Source organism: Paenibacillus polymyxa (genome assembly GCF_015710975.1).
In the GTDB taxonomy this organism is placed as follows: Bacteria; Bacillota; Bacilli; order Paenibacillales; family Paenibacillaceae; genus Paenibacillus; species Paenibacillus polymyxa.
In genome coordinates, this window is record NZ_CP049783.1 from 3,197,345 (window position 1) to 3,217,109 (window position 19,765).

Below are 19,765 nucleotides of genomic sequence, written 5' to 3' on the forward strand. Positions count from 1 at the left end.
TGGTAAAGCTCCTTCCATCGTTATTTTTTACCTTGAACGAGTTTCCAATTGATGATGGAGAATAGAGCAATGATGAGAAACATGCCCCATCCGACAGCAGCGCCATATCCAAAATAGTTGTTAATGAACGACTCGCGGTACAGGTATAAAACGATGGTCATGCCACTTGCCCCGGCACCGCCGTCATTACCGACCAGGACCTGTGGCTCGGTGAACAGCTGCATCCCACCGATGGTGGACGTAATGACCGTAAACAGAATGACTGGGCGCAGCATCGGAATGGTGATGCGGAAAAAAGCTTGCGCTCCGGTTGCCCCGTCTATTTTGGCGGCCTCATACAGCACATGTGGGATACTCTGGAGCCCAGCCAGATAGATAATGGCGTTGTAACCCATCCATCTCCAGACGACCATGGAAGAAATGGCGATTTGGATACCCCATGGCACATTCAGCCATTGGATCATAGGTAGCCCCAAGAGCTGCAAAAGGTAGTTGAGAAATCCAAAATTGTTGGCAAATAAGGCGCCAAAGATGATGGCAACAGCAACAATAGATGTCACATTGGGCAGGAAGAATCCAACTCGCCATAAGGTGCGCATTTTCACAAAAGGGGCATAAAGCAGAAAGGCAACAATGAGTGCTAGAAATAGCATTGGAATCGTGGCGTACACCCAGATCACAAACGTATTACCTACAGCCTGCCAAAATTCGTTGTCTGTCACAAGGTAACGAAAGTTGCCCCAGCCGTTGTAGGTCATGTCTCCGATCCCGTCCCATTTGTGAAACGCCAGGTACAATGAAAAGCCAATCGGAAACAAGCCAAAGATGCCAAACAGCAAATAAAATGGCGAGATCGCAGCATAAACGGCCCGGTGCTTCCAGATTTCTCTCAGCATATTGTCCACACGCCTTTTTTGAAGTTTTGTTTTTTAACGCTGTAATTCCCGTTCAATTCGTTGCATTGTTTCCGTCCATAATGAGTCGGGATCGGCATTTTGTTTGGCCACATTGGCAAGACGACGGGTCACAATGCCGTGGATGACAGGATAGCGCTCGCCGAAATAGCTATTTTTCACATGACGTGCGGAGGCAGCAAAAATGAGGCCAGTGGCCTGACCACCAAAGAAAGGTTCGGGGGTCTTCATGACGGGATCGTCATAGACGCCGGGAGTGGATGGGAACAGGCCGATTTTTTGGTAGGCTTCCAATTGGTGTTCCGGGTTTTGCAGCCAGGTCAGGACTTCAAAGGCTTCTTTGGGGTGTTGGCTAGATTTGAGGATAGAGATGAAGGACCCTCCCAGATTGCCGTCTCCTCCAGGAGCCCGGGCGACTCTCCATTTGCCCGCTGTATCCGGTGCGGCTTCTGTGAGAACTTGCTTCATCCAGATTGCCCCTACGAACGAGGCGATTTTGCCGTTATTGACCGAAGCATTCCATTCGGGGGTCCAGCCATCCGCATTGGCGAGCAGATGCTTCCTGTGGAAATCCACAGCGGTTATCCAGCCCAGGCGGATGTCAGGAGATTGATTGCCGATATAACTTCCGTCCGGCTTGAAGTACAGGTTCGTATGTTGAGCGAGCACCTGATTGTAAACGTTTACAATATTATCGGCCAAAAATGAATGGCTTCCGAATTTCTGCCGAAGTTGTTCTCCGGCTGCCATATAATCATCCCATGTGCGGATCGAGGCACTGACCTGTTCAGGATCACTTGGCAAGCCTGCCTGTTCAAACAGGTCGCTTCGATAGAAGAGGGCGGTAGGCCCAGTATCCATGGGAAATGCAATCATTTTACCATCAGGAGTGATGCCCTGATTCCATTTCCATTCCAAATATTGATCCTTCAGTCGGTCTGCTCCGAGTTCCTTTAGATCATAAAAACGATCCGCACTCGGGAATAGTTCCACCATCCAGTCGTTCAGAGCTACGATGTCCGGTTCACCGGAACGAGCTGCGAGCGTTGTCTTCAGCTTGGCTTTAAAGTCACCGCCTATTTTTTGAGTTTTTAATTCAATGTTGGGAAACTGTTTTTCTGCCTGGACGAGCAATTCATCGTCAATAGAACGGTTCCAGTACCACAATGTAAGCGTTATCTTTTTGCTGTTTGACAAATTAGCTTCAGATGATTGACCTTTAGAGGATAGGGACCCACTACAACCACTAATCATAGTGAGAAAAGCAAGACATAATACCAGCCATTGCCATTGTACTGTCTTCACATCATTTCCCTCCTTGCTGTCTGAATAATCTGCCTGCTGAACAAGTTGTAAATGGTTTAGCTCCATCATATGAAGCTGTTACCCATTTATGTGCATTGCCTTAACCAAAAACAAAAAATTTGAAACGTTTATCCATAAAAAAAAGCACGTGCGTCTGTTATAGGAAGATCGCACGTGCTTAAGGCAGGGGATTAGCTTCATGACATCAATCGTTGTATCTCATCTTTCAGAGCTTCGGATCGAGTACCGAAAATAACCTGTAGGGTACCGTTCCCAAGCCTGATAATTCCTGACGCTCCGAGCTGCTTAAGAGCTTGATCGTTAACCGCTTTGTCGTCCTTGACGACAAGACGCAACCGCGTGATGCAGGCATCAATGCTTTGGATATTGTCTGAACCGCCGAGATAGGTTAGGACCTGGCCTGCCTGACTGGACTGGGTGCCGGATGAGGCGCTTGTTTTTCCAACGGGTATGGATTTGTTAGCCTCAAATAGAAGGGTGTCATCTACATCGTCTTCGCGCCCGGGAGTCTTTAGGTTGAATTTGAGGATGATGAAGCGGAACAGAAAATAATAAATGAAGGCGAAGACAAGCCCGATCGGGATCATTCGCAATGGATGAGTGGAGAGCTTCATATTGACCAGATAGTCAATGAGTCCTGCTGAAAAGGAAAAGCCGAGTTTGACATCCAGTAGGTATACGACTAGGCCACTCAGACCTGTTAGCAGAGCATGAACGCCGTAAAGCAGAGGTGCAATGAACATAAAAGAAAATTCGAGGGGCTCAGTAATACCGGTCAGGAACGACGCTAGTGCAGAGCCGATAAAGATGGAAGCGACAGCTTTACGTTTTTCCGGCTTGGCCGTATGGATGAATGCAAGAGCCGCCGCTGGCAGAGCGAACATCATAATGGGGAAGAAGCCGGACATGAACATACCCGCCGATGTATCGCCTGCGAAAAAACGTGTCAGGTCACCATGAACAACTTCACCTGCAGCGTTGGTATAGTCCCCAATTTGAAACCATGCGATCGAGTTCAGCACATGATGCAAACCGAGCGGGATCAGCAGTCGATTGGCAAGCATGAACACCATTGACCCGATTCCACCAAAGCCAACAATCCAGTTGCCGAAGGCTGCAATGCCATCTTGTATCGGACTCCAGATCATGCCGAGCAGAATGGCTAAAATCATGGTCGTGAAGGCTGTAATCATGGGGACAAAACGTTTGCCCGAAAAAAAGCCGAGCCAATCTGGAAGTTGAATATTATGATATTTTTTGAACAGATAAGCAGACCATCCGCCGATAAAAATACCGCCCAATACGCCCATGTCCAGCTTGACGTCGTCTGGAATATACGCAAATATACCCGGTACGGCCGCCAAAATACGGGTCAGCACCAAATAGGCAATGACTGCCGAAAGTGCGGCTACCGCGTCGCCTGCCAGACCAATAGCAACACCGATGGAGAAAATGAGCGCCAGATTGCCAAAGATAGCACCCGCCCCTTCATTCAGAAAAGGAGTGACATAATGATTCAGAAATCCACCAACTCCAGGGCCAAGCGGAATATCCGTTTCATAATTAATGAGAGCCAGCCCTTGCAAAATCCCTGCGGCGGGTAATGTAGCTACTGGAAGCATTAATGACTTGCCGATTTTTTGCAGAAATTTCAGCATAACATTCTTCCCTTCATCATCAAGTTTGGGAGTGTCGTATTCATCCTGAAATCCTTACATTCAGCCATTTTTTTACATCATAAATCGGGCAATCTAACATGGTCAACGATTATTTTAGGATATCAGAAGACGTAAATCCGCAGTTGACATCGCTTACATGCTTATATAATATCAAATTTAAGTTAATAATCGTGACGGAGACAAGAGAGCCACGCAGACATCCCATGTTACAGCACAGGGTTGGTTTGTGATGGCTTTTCTTTTTTTTGCGCGATGAAAACGATCAAAATCGGATGATCTATTGAGGAGGTTGGTTGTATGTCGCCATACGCAGCCGAATTCATAGGGACAATGATTCTTATTGCCCTAGGTGGCGGAGTGTGCGCAGGGGTGTCCCTGAAAAAGTCTTTTGCCCACGCTTCCGGCTGGATTGTGGTCGGATTGGGGTGGGGGCTCGCGGTAGCTATTGGGGTGTATGCGGTGGGCCAAATCAGCGGAGCGCATTTGAATCCCGCAGTTACACTCGCGTTGGCATTTCAGGGTAGTTTTCCATGGCAGGATGTTCCCGGTTATATTGTGGCTCAGGTTCTTGGAGCCATGGCGGGTGCAGTGATCGTCATTTTGCATTATTGGCCCCACTGGAAAGAGACGGAGGACACAGCAGCCAAACTCAGTGTATTTGCGACAGGACCAGCTATTGATCATCCGTTTGGTAACGTGCTTAGTGAAATGATAGGTACTTTTATCTTTGTTCTTGCTTTACTGTCGTTTGGTGCCAATTCGTTTACAGACGGCCTTAAACCGCTAATTGTTGGTTTTTTGGTTGTCAGTATCGGTTTATCCCTTGGAGGCACAACGGGCTATGCCATCAATCCAGCGAGGGATTTTGGGCCGCGTCTGATGCATTATTTACTACCGATACCCGGTAAGGGAGCATCCAACTGGAAATATGCATGGGTGCCCATTGTAGGACCGCTATTGGGGGATCTTTCGCAGGGCCGTTTTATCAGGCCGTTTTTAAGGGGAGTATGACTCCGGCGTTCTGGATTTTATTAGGGGTTATCGTGGTTGTACTCTTGATTACCTTCCGTATTAGTCGTATTTATAAAAATCATAAAATGGATCACAAGCTTACAGCGTAAAAACGATGGATTTACACAGGGAGAGATGAACATGGGAAAATATATTTTGTCACTAGACCAGGGAACGACAAGTTCAAGAGCGATTTTGTTCAATAGCGAAGGAGATGTGGTGTACTCGGCCCAGCGGGAATTTCCGCAATATTTTCCTCACCCCGGCTGGGTAGAGCAGAATGCGAATGAAATCTGGAGTTCTATTCTGGGCGTTATTGCCTCCTGTCTTTCCGAATCCGGTGTAAAAGCAAAACAAATTGCTGCCATCGGCATTACCAATCAGCGAGAATCGGTGGCCGTGTGGGACAAAAATACGGGATTACCCGTGTATAACGTACTCGTATGGCAATCACGCCAAACCTCGGATATTTGCGAAGAACTGAAGCGGCAAGGGCATGAGGAGTTGTTTCACAGCAAAACAGGGCTATTGATCGATCCGTATTTTTCAGGCACTAAAGTAAAGTGGATACTGGACCATGTAGAAGGAGCGCGGGAAAGAGCGGAACGAGGTGACTTATTATTTGGTACGATTGACTCGTGGCTAATCTGGAAACTATCCGGCGGAAAGGCCCATGTAACAGACTACTCCAATGCGGCCAGAACGCTGATGTACAATATTTATGAGCTAAAGTGGGATGAAGAGCTACTGGATATTCTGGGAGTTCCGAAAATCATGTTGCCTGAGGTAAGACCTTCTTCCGAGGTATATGCGCACACCGTGGATTATCATTTTTTTGGTCAGAATGTACCGATCGCCGGTGCAGCGGGTGACCAGCAGGCAGCCTTGTTCGGTCAGGCTTGTTACGAAAAAGGAATGATCAAAAACACTTACGGTACAGGTTGCTTCATGTTGATGAATACGGGAGATCAGCCGGTTGAATCCAAGCACGGTCTGATCACGACCATCGCTTGGGGGCTGGAGGAAGGCAAAGTGCAATACGCACTTGAAGGGAGTGTGTTTGTTGCGGGCTCTGCGATCCAGTGGCTGCGAGATGGGCTGCGCATGTTCCGTGAAGCAAAGGACAGTGAGCCTTACGCGGCCCGTGTTTCCTCCACAGAAGGAGTATATCTTGTACCCGCTTTTGTCGGGCTGGGCAGCCCCTACTGGGATAGCGAGGTACGTGGAGCGATGTTTGGTCTGACACGTGGGACCACGAAGGAGCATTTTATCCGTGCCACCCTGGAGTCGCTCGCTTATCAGACCAAGGATGTGCTTACAGCCATGGAGATTGATTCAGGTATTACGGTGAAGATGCTGCGAGTGGATGGAGGAGCCGTGTTGAACAATTTCCTGATGCAATTCCAGAGCGATATTCTGGATGCGACGGTGGAACGGCCAGTTATCCATGAGACAACGGCGCTGGGTGCCGCATGTCTGGCAGGGTTGGCGATAGGATACTGGAAGAGTACAGATGAACTTCGTAAGCGAGTGAGAGTGGAAACTTCTTTTACCCCTACGATGGATGAAGCAACACGTGACAGCCTGTATGAAGGCTGGAAAAAGGCTGTGAATGCGACGATGGCCTACAAATAATGGCTTAAACGAAAGGGCTCTTGTTATATAACTGCAAAAAGGTGACTTCTGAATTCGACAGGAGTCACCTTTTTTAGGTATGTGCTATCCCTCCACCCTCGTAGGGTTCCAATGTTGCCGGGCTCCGCAGGAGGTGCGAATGACGAGTTCGGGCTCCACTTTAATACATTTCGTATCCATTTGTTTATTCATCAGGTCAAACAGCACCATAGCAGCCAGACGACCTATTTTTTGCTTGTCTTGTTTTACAGTCGTCAGTGGAGGATCGGTATAACGACAGGCTTCAATATCATCACATCCTACTACGGCAATATCCTCGGGTACCTTCAAGCCGCTCTCCTTGAAAGCACGAATGGCACCAAAGGCAAGCAGGTCGGTAGCCGCAAAAATAGCTCTTGGTAAATTTTCTTGCTCTATCCACGCCTTTGCGATCTGGTATCCATCCTCTGCTGCATAGTCCTTGCCATACACGATCCATTCCGGTCTGACATCAAGGCTAAACCGCTTTAGTGATGAGATAAAAGCTTCTTCTCTCTCTTTAATAACCAAGGAGGGGCGTTCTATGCCTATAAAACCCATTTCGCGGTATCCATTCATGTAAAAGTGCTCAACAACTTTCATTGAAATCTTCTGATTGTCGGACATGATGTAGCAGGAACTGGCTCCGGTTAATTCGATATCAACACCGATGCAGGGGATAGGGCTGGCATCGAGATCAAAAACACTCTTCTCCACTTCGTCTCCGGCAATAATAATGCACCCGTCCACTGAGAAATATTTTGAGCGAGCCAAATAGTCCTCTCCATTATCCAGAAATTTCTCATTTGAAAAAAACAGCAGGTCGTAACCGAGCAAGCCAATCTGCTTTTTGAAAACATTAATGATGTCTACAAAAAAAGGATGACTAAAATCGACATTCAGCTTGCCAGCGAATATAACGCCTACCAGATTAGATTTTTTGGTAGCAAGCGTTTTAGCCGAGGAGGAAGGTCTATAGCCTGTTTCCTCCATAATTTTGAGTACTCGCTGCCGGGTTTCCTCACTGATATCTGTGTAATTGTTTATGATCTTCGAAACCGTTGCTACTGAAACGCCTGCCATGCTAGCTATTGTTTTTATATTCATGGAATCCTCCGTAACTAAACTGATTTAGTTCATTTGACCTTGCATTCTAAAATTAATGATTACTCGTATTCTATGCTACCTCATAGAAGAGAGTCAACCGTGCTATTAAAGGATAAATCCTAATATATTATGGATAATGAAGTTTGATTTAACGATAGTTAATGATTTTTTGATAATTTACAAATTGCTATTTACAAATACAGGCTATTCGATACATAATAGTAGCTGTAATTAACTAAACCGCTTTCGTAAGAGTGAGTGCATTTTATTCTAAGATTACAGGGGGAATTTTGCAATGCTGAAAAAGTGTTTTTCTTTACTTGTTGTAACCGCTTTAATCGTGGTATTAGCCGCTTGCGGTAAAGGTAACGAAGCTGGGCAGAACGGGAATAAAAAGGTCACGTTAAAAATTATTCATTGGCAGCAGGAGAATATTAATAACTATATAAAGGGATTTAATAAAAAGTTTGAAGAGAAGTATCCTGATGTTCAGGTGGAGTATACGACGGTTCCTGCTGATTCCACTTATGATCAACTGATGCAAACGCGTATGAATGCGGGTTCAACCGGTGATGCAGACATTATTCCTCTGAAATTCAGCTTCGTAGGCGCACCGCAGGAATGGTCTAAGGGAGCTGCTGATCCGATGTGGAAGCAGTGGATCGAGGGAGGACTCATTGCAGATCTGTCAGATCAAGCTTTTATCAAAAACTATAATCCTACAGATGTCAAAAATGCCATGACCTATAACGACAAGGTATACGGTGTAAACATGGGGAAGGTAGCACTGACAGGTCTGTTTTACAACAAAGAGATTTTTGAAAAATATAATCTTGCTGTGCCCACGACATGGGACGAACTGGTGAATGTTATGAAGGTGCTCAAGGATAACGGCGTGGAACCGATTGGTTTCGGCGGTAAGGATGTATGGCCTATTAATCTTGCAGTCCAAGGACTTCAAGCCTCTATCCATGATGATCAGCTGGAATATATCAAAGGGCTGTGGACAGGCAAGACCAAACTGACTGATCCTGTCCAGCTTGAGGTGCTGGAAAAAACACAAATTTTGATGAACAACGCCATTGGTGGATTTATGGGAATTGACTATGGAACCTTGCCAAGCTTATTTGCTTCCGGGCGTGTAGCGATGATTGCGGATGGTACGTGGGATGCAACTACGATTCAGACAGCCAATCCAGAGCTGAAATTTGGTTATTTCCCGATCCCGGGCAGTAACGACCCCGCCAAAAATAAAAACCTGGCAGGCAAGTATGATATGACCTGGATGGTACTAGAAAAGTCACCAAACAAGGAGTATGCGATCAAATGGCTTGAAATGCTCTCTGAGAAACAGAACTACACGGATTTTGTGAATGCTGCTGGATTTTTGCCAACACAGTCTGATGTGAAGATAAGCAGCGATTTCGTTAATGAAATCCAGCCTTCACTGGAAAACTTCAAGCTCTCTTGGGATCAGCTGTTTATCAATCGTAAGAATGTTGGACAGTACATTAAGGAAGCCAGTGTACATGCGGAATTTTTGGCGCCTGCCGGTCCGTTAAAAACGCCTTTGGAGCTTGCGCAGAAATCTCAAGCAGACTGGGATGCGGCAGCCCCTAAATAATCCATAGATTTTACATGAACACAATGGTAACTGTAAAGCTCCCATAATAATGTGAAAAGGTGTGAGACCCATGTATCCCTTTGGAAAGGGTGCTGCCCGGATAATGCCCTATCTTCTGCTGAGTATTCCGGTGCTGCTCTATTTGCTTCTTGGTTTTGGACCCTCTATGGTAACCGTGCTTTTTTCCTTTACAGATGCTACCGGGGTTCCGGGACAGACGTGGAATTTTATCGGATTCGAGAATTACACGACCTTTTTTACCTCCTCCGATTCTGGAGATCGCATTGCTTCCATTGGCCGTTCCTTATATTTTGCCGTAGCGGTGGTTGTGATCCAAAACGCAGTTGGGCTATTCATGGCTATCCTTATTAATAAAAAGCTCAAAGGTGATGTGTTATATCGTTCTGTATTTTTTCTGCCCGTTGTGCTCGGGGTAACGGTATCCGGTCTGATCTGGCAGTTGCTTGCCAATCCGCTTGGCGGTCCTGCGCAAGCATTGCTGAACTTTTTTGGAACCAGCTCCAACTTCTTTGGGGATTATGATATTGCATTTGAATTGATCATTTTTGTGCAAATTTGGATGTACATGGGTTACTCGATGACTATTTTCTTAGCTGGACTCCAATCCATTCCTAGTGACTTATATGAAGCGGGATATATGGACGGCGCTTCTGGATGGAAAGCGTTCAAAAATATTACCTTTCCAATGATTGCACCGTCCTTTACCGTCAATATGCTGCTGTCCATTATCGGCGCCTTGCAAACCTTTGACATTATTTATGTGCTGACAGGGGGTAAATTCAACACGACGACACTTGCATTTGATGTATATGCCACAGCCTTTGGCTCCGGGACATCAGATTATGGTCTTGCTTCCGCAGTTGCGATGATCCAGTTTGTATTCGTGTTTACGGTATCAATGATTGCACTTTATTACTTGCGCAGAAGAGAGGTGGAAATGTAATGAGCAGTAGCAAAGGAACCAAAATAGTGAGCTACACCATCGTACTGCTCATGCTTTCGTTATATGTACTCCCGCTTTTCTACCTTTTTAATGTATCGATGAAGACGCAAAGCGAGTATTTGATGGATCCTGTAGCGTTAGCCAAGGGTCTGCGTTTGGAGAATTTCATGGATGCTTGGGATAAAGGGAATTTCTCTCAATATATGTGGAACAGTATTTTGTATACAGGAGTTTCTACGTTATTAACCCTGATTATATCCGTGTTTGCCGCCTTTCCGCTAGCACGGGGATATGTTAAGTTCAGCACCTTCTTTTATGTGTTTTTCCTGATTTCCATGTATCTCCCCAATCCGCTAATTCCGCAATTTGCCCTTATTAATAGTCTGGGACTGTACAATACACAGCTTGGTTTTATTTTGCTGAAAACGACAGGTACCGGCATCGCTTTCCTGATGTTTGTGGGGTATATCAAGTCTGTCTCCCGAGAGCTGGATGAAGCGGCTGCAATGGACGGATGCGGTTATTCACGTTATTTGTTCACGATTCTTGTACCACTGATGAAGCCCGTGTTGGCGACAGGCATCATTTTGACAGCCATTGGTGCATGGAACGACATTATAGGTCCTACCATTTATTTGTCTGATCCCGCCTATCAGCCAGTGACCAAGGGACTGTTCTCTTTCTATGGACAATACATGAACAACTGGCCGCTGCTTGCTTGCGGTATCTTGATTGTTACACTACCGCTGGTTATTTTGTATATTTTCCTCCAGCGCTTTATTGTCGGCGGTGCAATGGCTGGAGCTGTGAAGTCTTGATTCCTGAAAGGACGGTACCGAGTATGAGCGAGAATACCTTTATATTTCCTGCCACGTTTATGTGGGGAACTTCAACCTCTTCTTATCAAATTGAAGGGGGTACAGATGAGGGCGGCAGAACGCCCTCCATTTGGGATACTTTTTGTCAAATCCCCGGGAAGGTAATCGGAGGGGACTGTGGAGATGTAGCATGTGATCATTTTCACCACTTTAAAGAAGACGTGCAATTAATGAAACAGCTTGGTTTTTTACATTATCGTTTTTCTGTAGCTTGGCCACGTATTATGCCCGCGGCTGGCATTATTAACGAAGAGGGGTTGCTCTTCTACGAGCATCTGCTGGATGAGATTGAGTTGGCTGGACTGATCCCGATGCTGACGCTGTATCATTGGGATCTACCGCAGTGGATTGAGGACGAGGGTGGATGGACACAGCGAGAGACTATCCAACATTTTAAAACGTATGCCTCTGTAATCATGGATCGATTCGGCGAGCGGATAAACTGGTGGAATACGATCAATGAGCCTTATTGCGCCTCTATTTTGGGCTATGGTACAGGAGAGCATGCCCCTGGCCATGAGAACTGGAGGGAAGCCTTTACTGCCGCCCATCATATTCTGATGTGTCATGGGATTGCCAGCAATTTGCACAAGGAGAAAGGGTTAACGGGTAAGATTGGCATTACGTTGAACATGGAACATGTGGATGCGGCTTCCGAGCGACCCGAGGACGTGGCTGCTGCCATTAGAAGAGATGGCTTTATTAATCGTTGGTTTGCGGAGCCATTGTTTAACGGAAAGTATCCTGAAGATATGGTGGAATGGTACGGAACGTATCTGAATGGATTGGATTTTGTACAGCCTGGTGATATGGAGCTGATTCAGCAACCGGGGGATTTTTTGGGCATTAACTATTATACCCGTAGCATCATTCGATCAACGAACGACGCTTCGTTGCTGCAAGTAGAGCAGGTTCACATGGAGGAGCCAGTAACGGACATGGGATGGGAGATTCACCCTGAATCTTTTTATAAGCTGCTGACACGGATTGAGAAGGATTTTAGCAAGGGCTTGCCCATTCTGATTACGGAAAATGGAGCAGCGATGAGGGATGAACTGGTAAATGGACAGATTGAGGATACCGGGCGTCAGCGCTATATTGAAGAGCATTTAAAGGCCTGTCATCGCTTCATTGAAGAGGGAGGTCAGCTCAAGGGGTATTTTGTCTGGTCTTTCCTTGATAACTTTGAATGGGCCTGGGGCTACAGCAAGCGTTTTGGCATTGTGCATATCAATTACGAGACGCAGGAACGGACTCCCAAACAAAGTGCGCTATGGTTCAAGCAAATGATGGCGAAGAACGGGTTTTAAATAGAAAAGGGGGATACGATGCAGCCGTATTATTTTGACAATCAAGGACGTTTTGTGATTGAAAATTTTGCGCATGCCAAGCCCTTTTCCAGTTTCTTGCCCGGCATTGCTGGTGTTCAGGGGATTCCCCTGTGGGCGTATTATGTTAATCGTGGACAAGGAATTGCGAGCTTTGGTGTGGAGGATAAAAATGGAGCGATTATGGAATTTTTTCCGGCTAACCGCAGCTATAGCCTCGTACCGATCCATGGCTTCCGTACCTTTTTAAAGGTAAAAAGGCAGGATGAGTGGAGCTATATGGAGCCGTTTTCGGCTGTGCGTCCTTTAGAGCATGAGCAACAAAAAATGTTAATATCCCGCCATATGCTGGAAATTAATAGCTCTCATCCAGATATAGGGCTGGAGGTGCGTGTGCAATATTTTACGCTTCCTCATGAAAGCTACGCTGCTTTGGTGCGCAAGGTTGAGATTGTCAATCATTCCGATCAAGAACTTGAGCTGGAGGTGCTGGACGGCATGCCGGCTGTGCTGCCCTTCGGTATTGACAATACGGCTTACAAGGAGCTTGGATATACACTGAAAAGCTGGATGGATGTGTATAACCTCAATAACAGCATACCTTACTATAAGGTACGTGGAAGTACAGCGGATACAAGTGAGGTCCATCAGATTGAGGTGGGACATTTTATGTATAGCTTTGTGGAGCAGGATGGCAAGGCCAGACTAGTACGTCCCATTGTCGATCCATCCATTATATTTGGTGAAAATACGTCCCTGACCTTCCCTGACTGCTTTATCCATACACGTGTCGAAGACCTGATATCACAGCAGCCAGTGACGACGAATAAAGTGCCTTGTGGGTTTAGCGGTTATGCGGCACGACTGGCGGCAGGTGCAGCTGTAAATTACTGTTCGGTCATCGGGCATGTGAATGATATTCAATTGATCAATGAACGGATTACAGAAATTGCAACGATGTCTTATATCGATCAAAAGGCGAAGGAAGCTAGAACGTTAGTTGAAGAGTTGACGGATGGAATGGCCACGCAGACATCCATTCCGTTGTTTGACGAGTACTGCCGTCAGAGCTATCTGGATAATCTGCTACGTGGGGGTTATCCATTATTGCTGGACAATGGCACGGAGCAACCCTTTGTGTATCATGTATTTTCGCGCAAGCATGGAGATCTGGAACGAGACTATAATTTTTTCAAACTCCAGGCGGGGTATTATTCGCAAGGGAATGGTAATTTCCGCGATGCGAACCAGAATCGGAGAAATGATGTGTGGTTTAACCCGGGCGTCGGAGATTTTAATATTCGTTTGTTTATGAGCCTGATTCAGCCGGACGGCTATAACCCGCTTGTTGTAAAAGGCTGTAGCTTTCAAATACGAGAGCTCGAACCGTTGCTGGAACAGGTGGAAGTGGCGGCCCATTCGTCTTTGTGTACTTTTTTTCAATCATCATTTACCCCGGGCGAGCTGATTCAGCACATCATTCATGACAATATTGGACTAAAGCAAACGGTAGAGACATTTGTGACCGAAGCCCTCAAGCATTCCGAGCAATGCTATGAGGCTGATTTTGGTGAAGGCTTCTGGATCGACCATTGGACTTATAATATGGATCTAATCGAAAGCTATTTAAGTATCTTTCCAGACAAACAAGAAGAACTCCTGCTCTCGGCCAGGGAGTACATGTATTACGACAGTCCCGCATGGGTACAGCCGCGCCGAAACAAATACGTGCAGATGAAGGACGGACGTATTCGTCAGTACGGAGCGGTTGTAGAAAGCAAGGAGAAGAAAGCTCAACTTCACATGCGGACCCGCGATGTTCACTGGGTTCGAACCGGACGAGGCAACGGAGAGATTTACAAGTCCAATTTGTACGAGAAGCTGCTATCCTTGGCTGCCATCAAGCTGTCTACATTAGATCCAGAAGGCTTGGGAATTGAGATGGAGGCGGGGAAACCAGGATGGAATGATTCCATGAACGGACTTCCGGGGCTGTTTGCTTCGGGCTTTAGTGAGCTATGCGAGTTACAGCGACTCGTAAGATTTTTAATACATGCACAGATGAAGCTTTCGGCAGACTTTGTGCTGAGGCTACCGCTAGAGGTAGCCAGGTTGATCCAAGAATTAGGGCTCGCAGTTGAAGAGTACTACCACGATTTTAATGATGCGGAGCCTGAGAATGGTAGTGACGATCATGGCTTCTGGTCACGGATTTCGGATGCTAGAGAAGCATACCGTGAAACGGTTCGCTTTGGATTTGAAGGGACAGAAGCAGCATTATCCTTTGATGATGTACTGGAGTTTTTGCAGCGGGCTGAACGTAAGATTCAAGAGGGGATGGATAAGGCTCTGCGTATAGGAAAGGGGATATACCCAACCTTCTTTTATTATGAAGCCAAAGAATTCGAGGTACAGCAGGATGAGAACGGGGGGTTGTTTGTAAATATACATTCCTTTAAACGCAAGGATATACCGTTCTTCCTGGAAGGACCAACCCGGGCTATGAAAGTAACTGGCGACATTGTAAATGGGAGGAAGCTGTATCGACTTATCAGACAGAGCGAGCTTTACGACAAAAAGCTGGGTATGTATAAGGTGAATGAGAGTCTGGCGGGACAGCCGATTGAACTGGGCCGTTCCAGAGCTTTCACGCCAGGGTGGCTGGAAAATGAATCGATATTTATGCATATGGAATATAAATATTTACTTGAGTGTTTAAAGGTGGGTCTATACACTGAATTTTTTGCAGACATCCAAAAAGCGCTACCCCCTTTTATGGACGCTGCGATCTATGGAAGAAGTACGCTGGAAAACAGTTCCTTTATTGCTAGCAGTGCTAATCCTGATGCAAGTTTGCATGGAACGGGCTATATTGCGAGGCTGAGTGGATCAACGGCAGAATTTATTCATATGTGGCTATGGATGATGACAGGCGGGCAGCCATTTGGCTATGATTCTAGGGGGCTTACCTTGAAGCTGGAGCCCAAGTTGCCAGGCTGGCTGTTCACAGCTACAGGTGAGTTAACCTTCTGCTTTCTCGGAAGCTGCCAGGTGACGTATTATAATACAAGTCGCATGGATACTTACGCGCCGGACTGCATAGTGAAACAGTATATACTGCATTATAGCAATGAGGAACAGAAGACAATAAACCAGGCTGTATTAGACCAAAAAGAGGCGCAGGATGTGAGAGACCGGCTGGTTTCTCGTATCGAGGTGCATCTGGAGAGATCGCTTTAATTCATTTAAGCCGTCATGCTGCCAAACGGAGCATGACGGCTTTTTAAGACCCTAATTTCTTGTATTAGTGCGGAATTACGCGGAAATATCTTGCAAATCTAATATAACAGGGCAGTGGTCACTGCCTGTAATATGGCAATCAATACTCGCATCTATTAAAAGCGGACGAAGCCGCTCCGAGACGAGGAAGTAATCAATCCGCCAGCCGATATTCCGTTCTCTCACCTTTGGCATATAGGACCACCAGGAATAAACATCCGTTCGATCAGGATAAAAATATCTGAAGGTGTCTATAAATCCAGCGTTGAGCAGCTGTGACATGCGGTCTCGTTCCTCGGGCGTGAAGCCAGCATTTCCGTAGTTGGCTTTGGCATTTTTGAGATCGATCTCCTGATGAGCCACGTTCAAGTCTCCGCAAATGATGACAGGCTTCAGAGTGTCTAGTTGTTGCAGATAGTTGCGAAAACGGTCTTCCCATTCGAGCCTGTATGGCAATCGGGATAAATCCCGTTTGGTATTCGGTGTGTACACATTGACAAGATAAAATTTTTCAAATTCCAGCGTAAGGGTTCGACCCTCCGGTTCTTCATTTTCTTCAAGTCCATAATGCACAGAGAGCGGCTTGATTTTGGTGAAAATAGCTGTGCCAGAATACCCTTTTTTCTCAGCATAATTCCAGTATTGCATGTATTCCTCCATGTTCTCCATGAGGATTTGTCCTTCTTGAAGCTTCGTTTCCTGTACGCAAAAAATATCGGCATTCGTTTCTTTTAGATAAGTATAGAATCCTTTGGTTACACAGGCTCTTAAGCCATTTACATTCCAAGATATTAATTTCATTTGATTAAACTCCTTACTACTCCACGCAGTCAAGCGGTGTAATGGGTATATCCTCGATTAAAAGGCTGTCCCAGACAAGCGCTCGAATAGCGCTACGGAAACAGCCTTTTCTACATTAAAATAGGTTGTAATACGATGCTGGCTCCAACGTCCATGGTAGATCTTACGTGGGTGGAAAATAAAAAAAGCTTCCTAAATAGGAAGCTTCGGCTATACGTCCCAGGAGGGATTCGAACCCCCGACCGACGGCTTAGAAGGCCGTTGCTCTATCCAGCTGAGCTACTGGGACATAAAATTCAAGCGAATATTAATATATCATATGGATGAAAAAGATTCAAGTCTTATTTTACATATATCGCTTATTCGGGCTCTACACCACATAAATTCAGACTACACATCGTTTTTTTTGCCTTATAAAAGGGTATGTTAGAATACAGGTGAATATGTTGAAGACGAGTAGTTGAACTTCGGCTGCTGTTTCTCATATAATCTACGAATACTTTAGCTTGCGGAGGAGAGGGGGTGCCTTGAAAATAAAGGACTCCAAGGTGACGACAAAAGAAAATAATATCGTATTGTTTCCGAAGACACTGGACTACTATCAAATTCAACTTACGGTGATGCTTGAAAACGAACGTTACGGAGAGGCGATGGCGATGCTGCGCTTTTTGATGCAGTGTCAGGGACAGGAGCAGAAACAATACGATGAATGGAACGCTCTATCACAATGGTTGGAAGCTGCATTTCCACAGTATGCTGACAGCGGAGCGGTAACGGACAATGTGGAAGAAGACGAAGTCAGTGAAGTTGAGTTGGCTCGCCGTCATGCACGTTTTAAGCAGGAACAGGATGCAGGCTACGGTAACAAGCTTTTGCAGATGGCTATGGATCAACCGTTATCCGAACAGACGATTCTAGCTTTGGAACAGCTATCCTACTTGGAACTGCCGGAGATCGACGATGCTTTGCTTCGCTGGATTACTGAACGGGAAATCCATCCTCTTCTCCAATTCCGTGTTCTACAGACATTGAGACGCCGCGGAATGGAAGGGACGATAGAAATCAGACGAGGGGATGAAAAGACGGAAATCGATATTGAAACGGTTCCGTTACAGCCTGATGAGTTTCCAGAGGCGATTATGCGTATTTTGGAACGGGTAGCTGACCAGACTGAAGTGCATGAGCCCACACTATTCTATTTTGCACAGGAGCTGTGGTCACAGTTTGTGATGGCCGTGTACGGTACTAAAGATTATAGATCAATGTTGATAGAGGAGGACGGAATGCCGGATATTTGGGCAGCAGCACTCCATCAGACCGTTTCGGAAAGTTTGAACGGGAACAACAATGAAGAAGAAACTCGCGCTATATATGGCATTACAGATGCACTGCGCTTCCGTTTTGAGCAAGCATATCGGTCGATGCGAATATTCGTAGCGGCGGGAATGAACACTCCTTAATGACCGGAAACGTTTACCTGTTAAAGCATTCAAGGGCTGCTCTTGAAAAAGACAGTAATGTTAGATATACTATAGTGGTTATTTTGTGTGCGTTGATTGTAATGAAAACTAAGTGAAGATTTTGTTGGAGGGGAAAGCATAAAATGAAAGCAACTTGGGAGAAAATAGAGAAGAACCTTGGGGTTCTTGAAGTTGAGGTAGACGCGGATCGTGTAGCCGCTGCACTCGACAAAGCTTTTAATAAAGTGGTTAAACAAGTAAGCGTACCAGGATTCCGTAAAGGTAAAGTGCCACGTCCTATCTTTGAAAAACGTTATGGCATTGAAAGTCTGTACCAGGATGCAATTGACTTCCTGTTGCCAGAAGCATACAGCCAAGCTGTAGAGCAAACAGACATCTTCCCAGTAGATAGCCCAGATGTTGAAATTGATCAATTTGCTAAAGGCGAAACTTTCAAATTCAAAGCAAAAGTTACGGTTAAACCTGAAGTAACTTTGGGCGATTACAAAGGCGTAGAAGTGCCTGTAAGCAAAATCGAAGTAAGCGACGAAGAACTGGCTCAAGAGCTGGAGCGCCTGCAACAACGTCATGCTGAATTGGTTGTCGTTGATGAAGATGCTGCTCAATCCGGCGATACAGCTATCATTGACTTCGACGGTTCCGTAGACGGTGTACAGTTCGAAGGTGGACAAGCTGAGAAGTATTCTCTGGAACTGGGTTCCAATACCTTTATCCCTGGCTTTGAAGATCAAGTGATTGGTTTGCACACTGGTGATTCCAAGGACGTTGAAGTAACGTTCCCTGAGAACTACCATTCTGCTGACCTCGCTGGTAAACAAGCTGTATTTAAAGTGAAAGTTCATGAACTGAAACGCAAAGTTCTTCCTGAATTGGACGATGAATTTGCTAAAGATGTAAGTGAATTTGATACACTTGCTGAATTCAAGGAAGACTTGAAAAAGCAATTGCTGGAACGCAAAGAAAACGAAGCTAAAGCAGCTCGTGAGGGCGCTGTAGTGGAGAAAGTTGCTGAAAATGCAACAATCGACATTCCTGAGGCAATGGTTAAGAGTGAAGTGCAAAACATGGTTCGCGATTTCGACAACCGTCTGCGCAGCCAAGGCATGAATCTTGAAATGTTCCTCGGCTTCTCCGGTCAAAGCAAAGAAGACCTGGAAGAGCAAATGAAAGCTGATGCTGAGAAGCGCGTACGCAACAACCTCGTGCTGGAGCAAGTGGCTAAAGCAGAAAACATCGAAGTTTCCGAAGCGGAAATTAATGAAGAGCTGCAAAACATGGCTGATGCTTACAAACGTTCTGTAGAAGAGATCCGCAGCATTCTGGAAAGTAACGGCTCGTTCGCTAACTTGAAAGAAGAGATCTCACTGCGCAAAACAATCGCTTTGCTGGTTGAAAACAGCAAAGAAGTTGAAGCGCCAGCTGCAGCTGCTGAGTAATTTAAACGATAAAATATACGGTGTATGCTGTAACAGGCTGCAACGTAGTAATTAGATAAGGATAAGGCACGTAGTGAAAGTTACGTGCCTTATTTTTACCTTAGACAATCCAAATTTTAGTCGTTTATGGAAAGCGCTGTGAATGGTGTTTTCTGTTTTACATAAGTCACTACCGTACATTTGCACATACATACGAAACATGGTTAAATATGAGAAGGTCTCGGCAGGACGTCTGTAAATAGCCTGCATTTTATATATGAGCACAGGCAAATATGACACGAGAC

The 19,765-nt window shown here is 45.7% G+C and carries 13 protein-coding genes, 1 tRNA gene and 1 pseudogene; 9 read left to right on the forward strand and 6 right to left on the reverse strand.

The features are described 5' to 3' along the window. Nucleotides 1–20 precede the first annotated feature (20 nt). The 3 genes from G7035_RS14370 to G7035_RS14380 form a co-directional block, all read right to left on the reverse strand. Nucleotides 21–896 carry a carbohydrate ABC transporter permease gene (locus G7035_RS14370; protein WP_016818618.1) on the reverse strand — a complete coding sequence of 292 codons (876 nt, stop codon included), beginning with the start codon at nt 894–896 and terminating at the stop codon, nt 21–23. Between the two features lie 33 nt (nt 897–929). Further along, nucleotides 930–2,219, reverse strand: coding sequence for an ABC transporter substrate-binding protein (locus G7035_RS14375; protein WP_029515191.1), 1,290 nt, complete (start codon nt 2,217–2,219; stop codon nt 930–932). 197 nt (nt 2,220–2,416) lie between these two features. Further along, nucleotides 2,417–3,898, reverse strand: coding sequence for a PTS transporter subunit EIIC (locus G7035_RS14380; protein ID WP_019688425.1), 1,482 nt, complete (start codon nt 3,896–3,898; stop codon nt 2,417–2,419). A gap of 318 nt (nt 3,899–4,216) precedes the next feature. Here G7035_RS14380 and G7035_RS14385 point away from each other — a divergent pair. Further along, nucleotides 4,217–5,040, forward strand: a pseudogene (locus tag G7035_RS14385) (MIP/aquaporin family protein). 31 nt (nt 5,041–5,071) lie between these two features. Further along, complete coding sequence (glpK, locus tag G7035_RS14390; RefSeq protein ID WP_016818622.1) at nt 5,072–6,565, forward strand: glycerol kinase GlpK; 1,494 nt, start codon at nt 5,072–5,074, stop codon at nt 6,563–6,565. A gap of 84 nt (nt 6,566–6,649) precedes the next feature. On the opposite strand, the gene G7035_RS14395 is transcribed toward glpK, so the two are convergent. Then, nucleotides 6,650–7,690, reverse strand: a complete 1,041-nt coding sequence (locus G7035_RS14395) for a LacI family DNA-binding transcriptional regulator (protein WP_019688423.1) — start codon at nt 7,688–7,690, stop codon at nt 6,650–6,652. Nucleotides 7,691–7,985: 295 nt separating this feature from the next. Here G7035_RS14395 and G7035_RS14400 point away from each other — a divergent pair, with 295 nt between their 5' ends. The 5 genes from G7035_RS14400 to G7035_RS14420 all read left to right on the forward strand — a co-directional run bounded on the left by G7035_RS14400 (nt 7,986) and on the right by G7035_RS14420 (nt 15,724). Next, on the forward strand, nt 7,986–9,314 hold the full coding sequence (locus tag G7035_RS14400) for an ABC transporter substrate-binding protein (RefSeq protein ID WP_019688422.1): 1,329 nt from the start codon (nt 7,986–7,988) through the stop codon (nt 9,312–9,314). 70 nt (nt 9,315–9,384) lie between these two features. Then, entirely contained in the window at nt 9,385–10,278 is an 894-nt protein-coding gene (locus G7035_RS14405; protein WP_019688421.1) for a carbohydrate ABC transporter permease, read from the forward strand. Further along, entirely contained in the window at nt 10,278–11,096 is an 819-nt protein-coding gene (locus G7035_RS14410; RefSeq protein ID WP_017427404.1) for a carbohydrate ABC transporter permease, read from the forward strand. The genes G7035_RS14405 and G7035_RS14410 overlap by 1 nt, the downstream gene beginning before the upstream one ends. 23 nt (nt 11,097–11,119) lie before the next feature. Continuing rightward, nucleotides 11,120–12,466 (forward strand): GH1 family beta-glucosidase, encoded by a 1,347-nt coding sequence (locus G7035_RS14415; RefSeq protein ID WP_029515190.1) that lies wholly within the window; start codon nt 11,120–11,122, stop codon nt 12,464–12,466. A gap of 18 nt (nt 12,467–12,484) precedes the next feature. Further along, on the forward strand, nt 12,485–15,724 hold the full coding sequence (locus G7035_RS14420) for a hypothetical protein (RefSeq protein ID WP_019688419.1): 3,240 nt from the start codon (nt 12,485–12,487) through the stop codon (nt 15,722–15,724). A 75-nt stretch (nt 15,725–15,799) separates the two neighbouring features. Here the strand turns inward: G7035_RS14420 and G7035_RS14425 are convergent, their stop codons facing one another. Next, nucleotides 15,800–16,564, reverse strand: coding sequence for an exodeoxyribonuclease III (locus G7035_RS14425; protein ID WP_016818629.1), 765 nt, complete (start codon nt 16,562–16,564; stop codon nt 15,800–15,802). 215 nt (nt 16,565–16,779) lie between these two features. Next, a tRNA-Arg gene (locus G7035_RS14430) sits at nt 16,780–16,853 on the reverse strand. Nucleotides 16,854–17,091: 238 nt separating this feature from the next. Between G7035_RS14430 and G7035_RS14435 the strand changes: the two genes are divergently transcribed. Next, a complete protein-coding gene (locus tag G7035_RS14435; RefSeq protein WP_019688418.1) occupies nt 17,092–18,024 on the forward strand; it encodes a hypothetical protein in 933 nt (310 codons plus the stop codon). A gap of 143 nt (nt 18,025–18,167) precedes the next feature. Continuing rightward, nucleotides 18,168–19,481 (forward strand): trigger factor, encoded by a 1,314-nt coding sequence (gene tig, locus G7035_RS14440; protein ID WP_017427409.1) that lies wholly within the window; start codon nt 18,168–18,170, stop codon nt 19,479–19,481. The last annotated feature ends 284 nt before the right edge of the window (nt 19,482–19,765 follow it).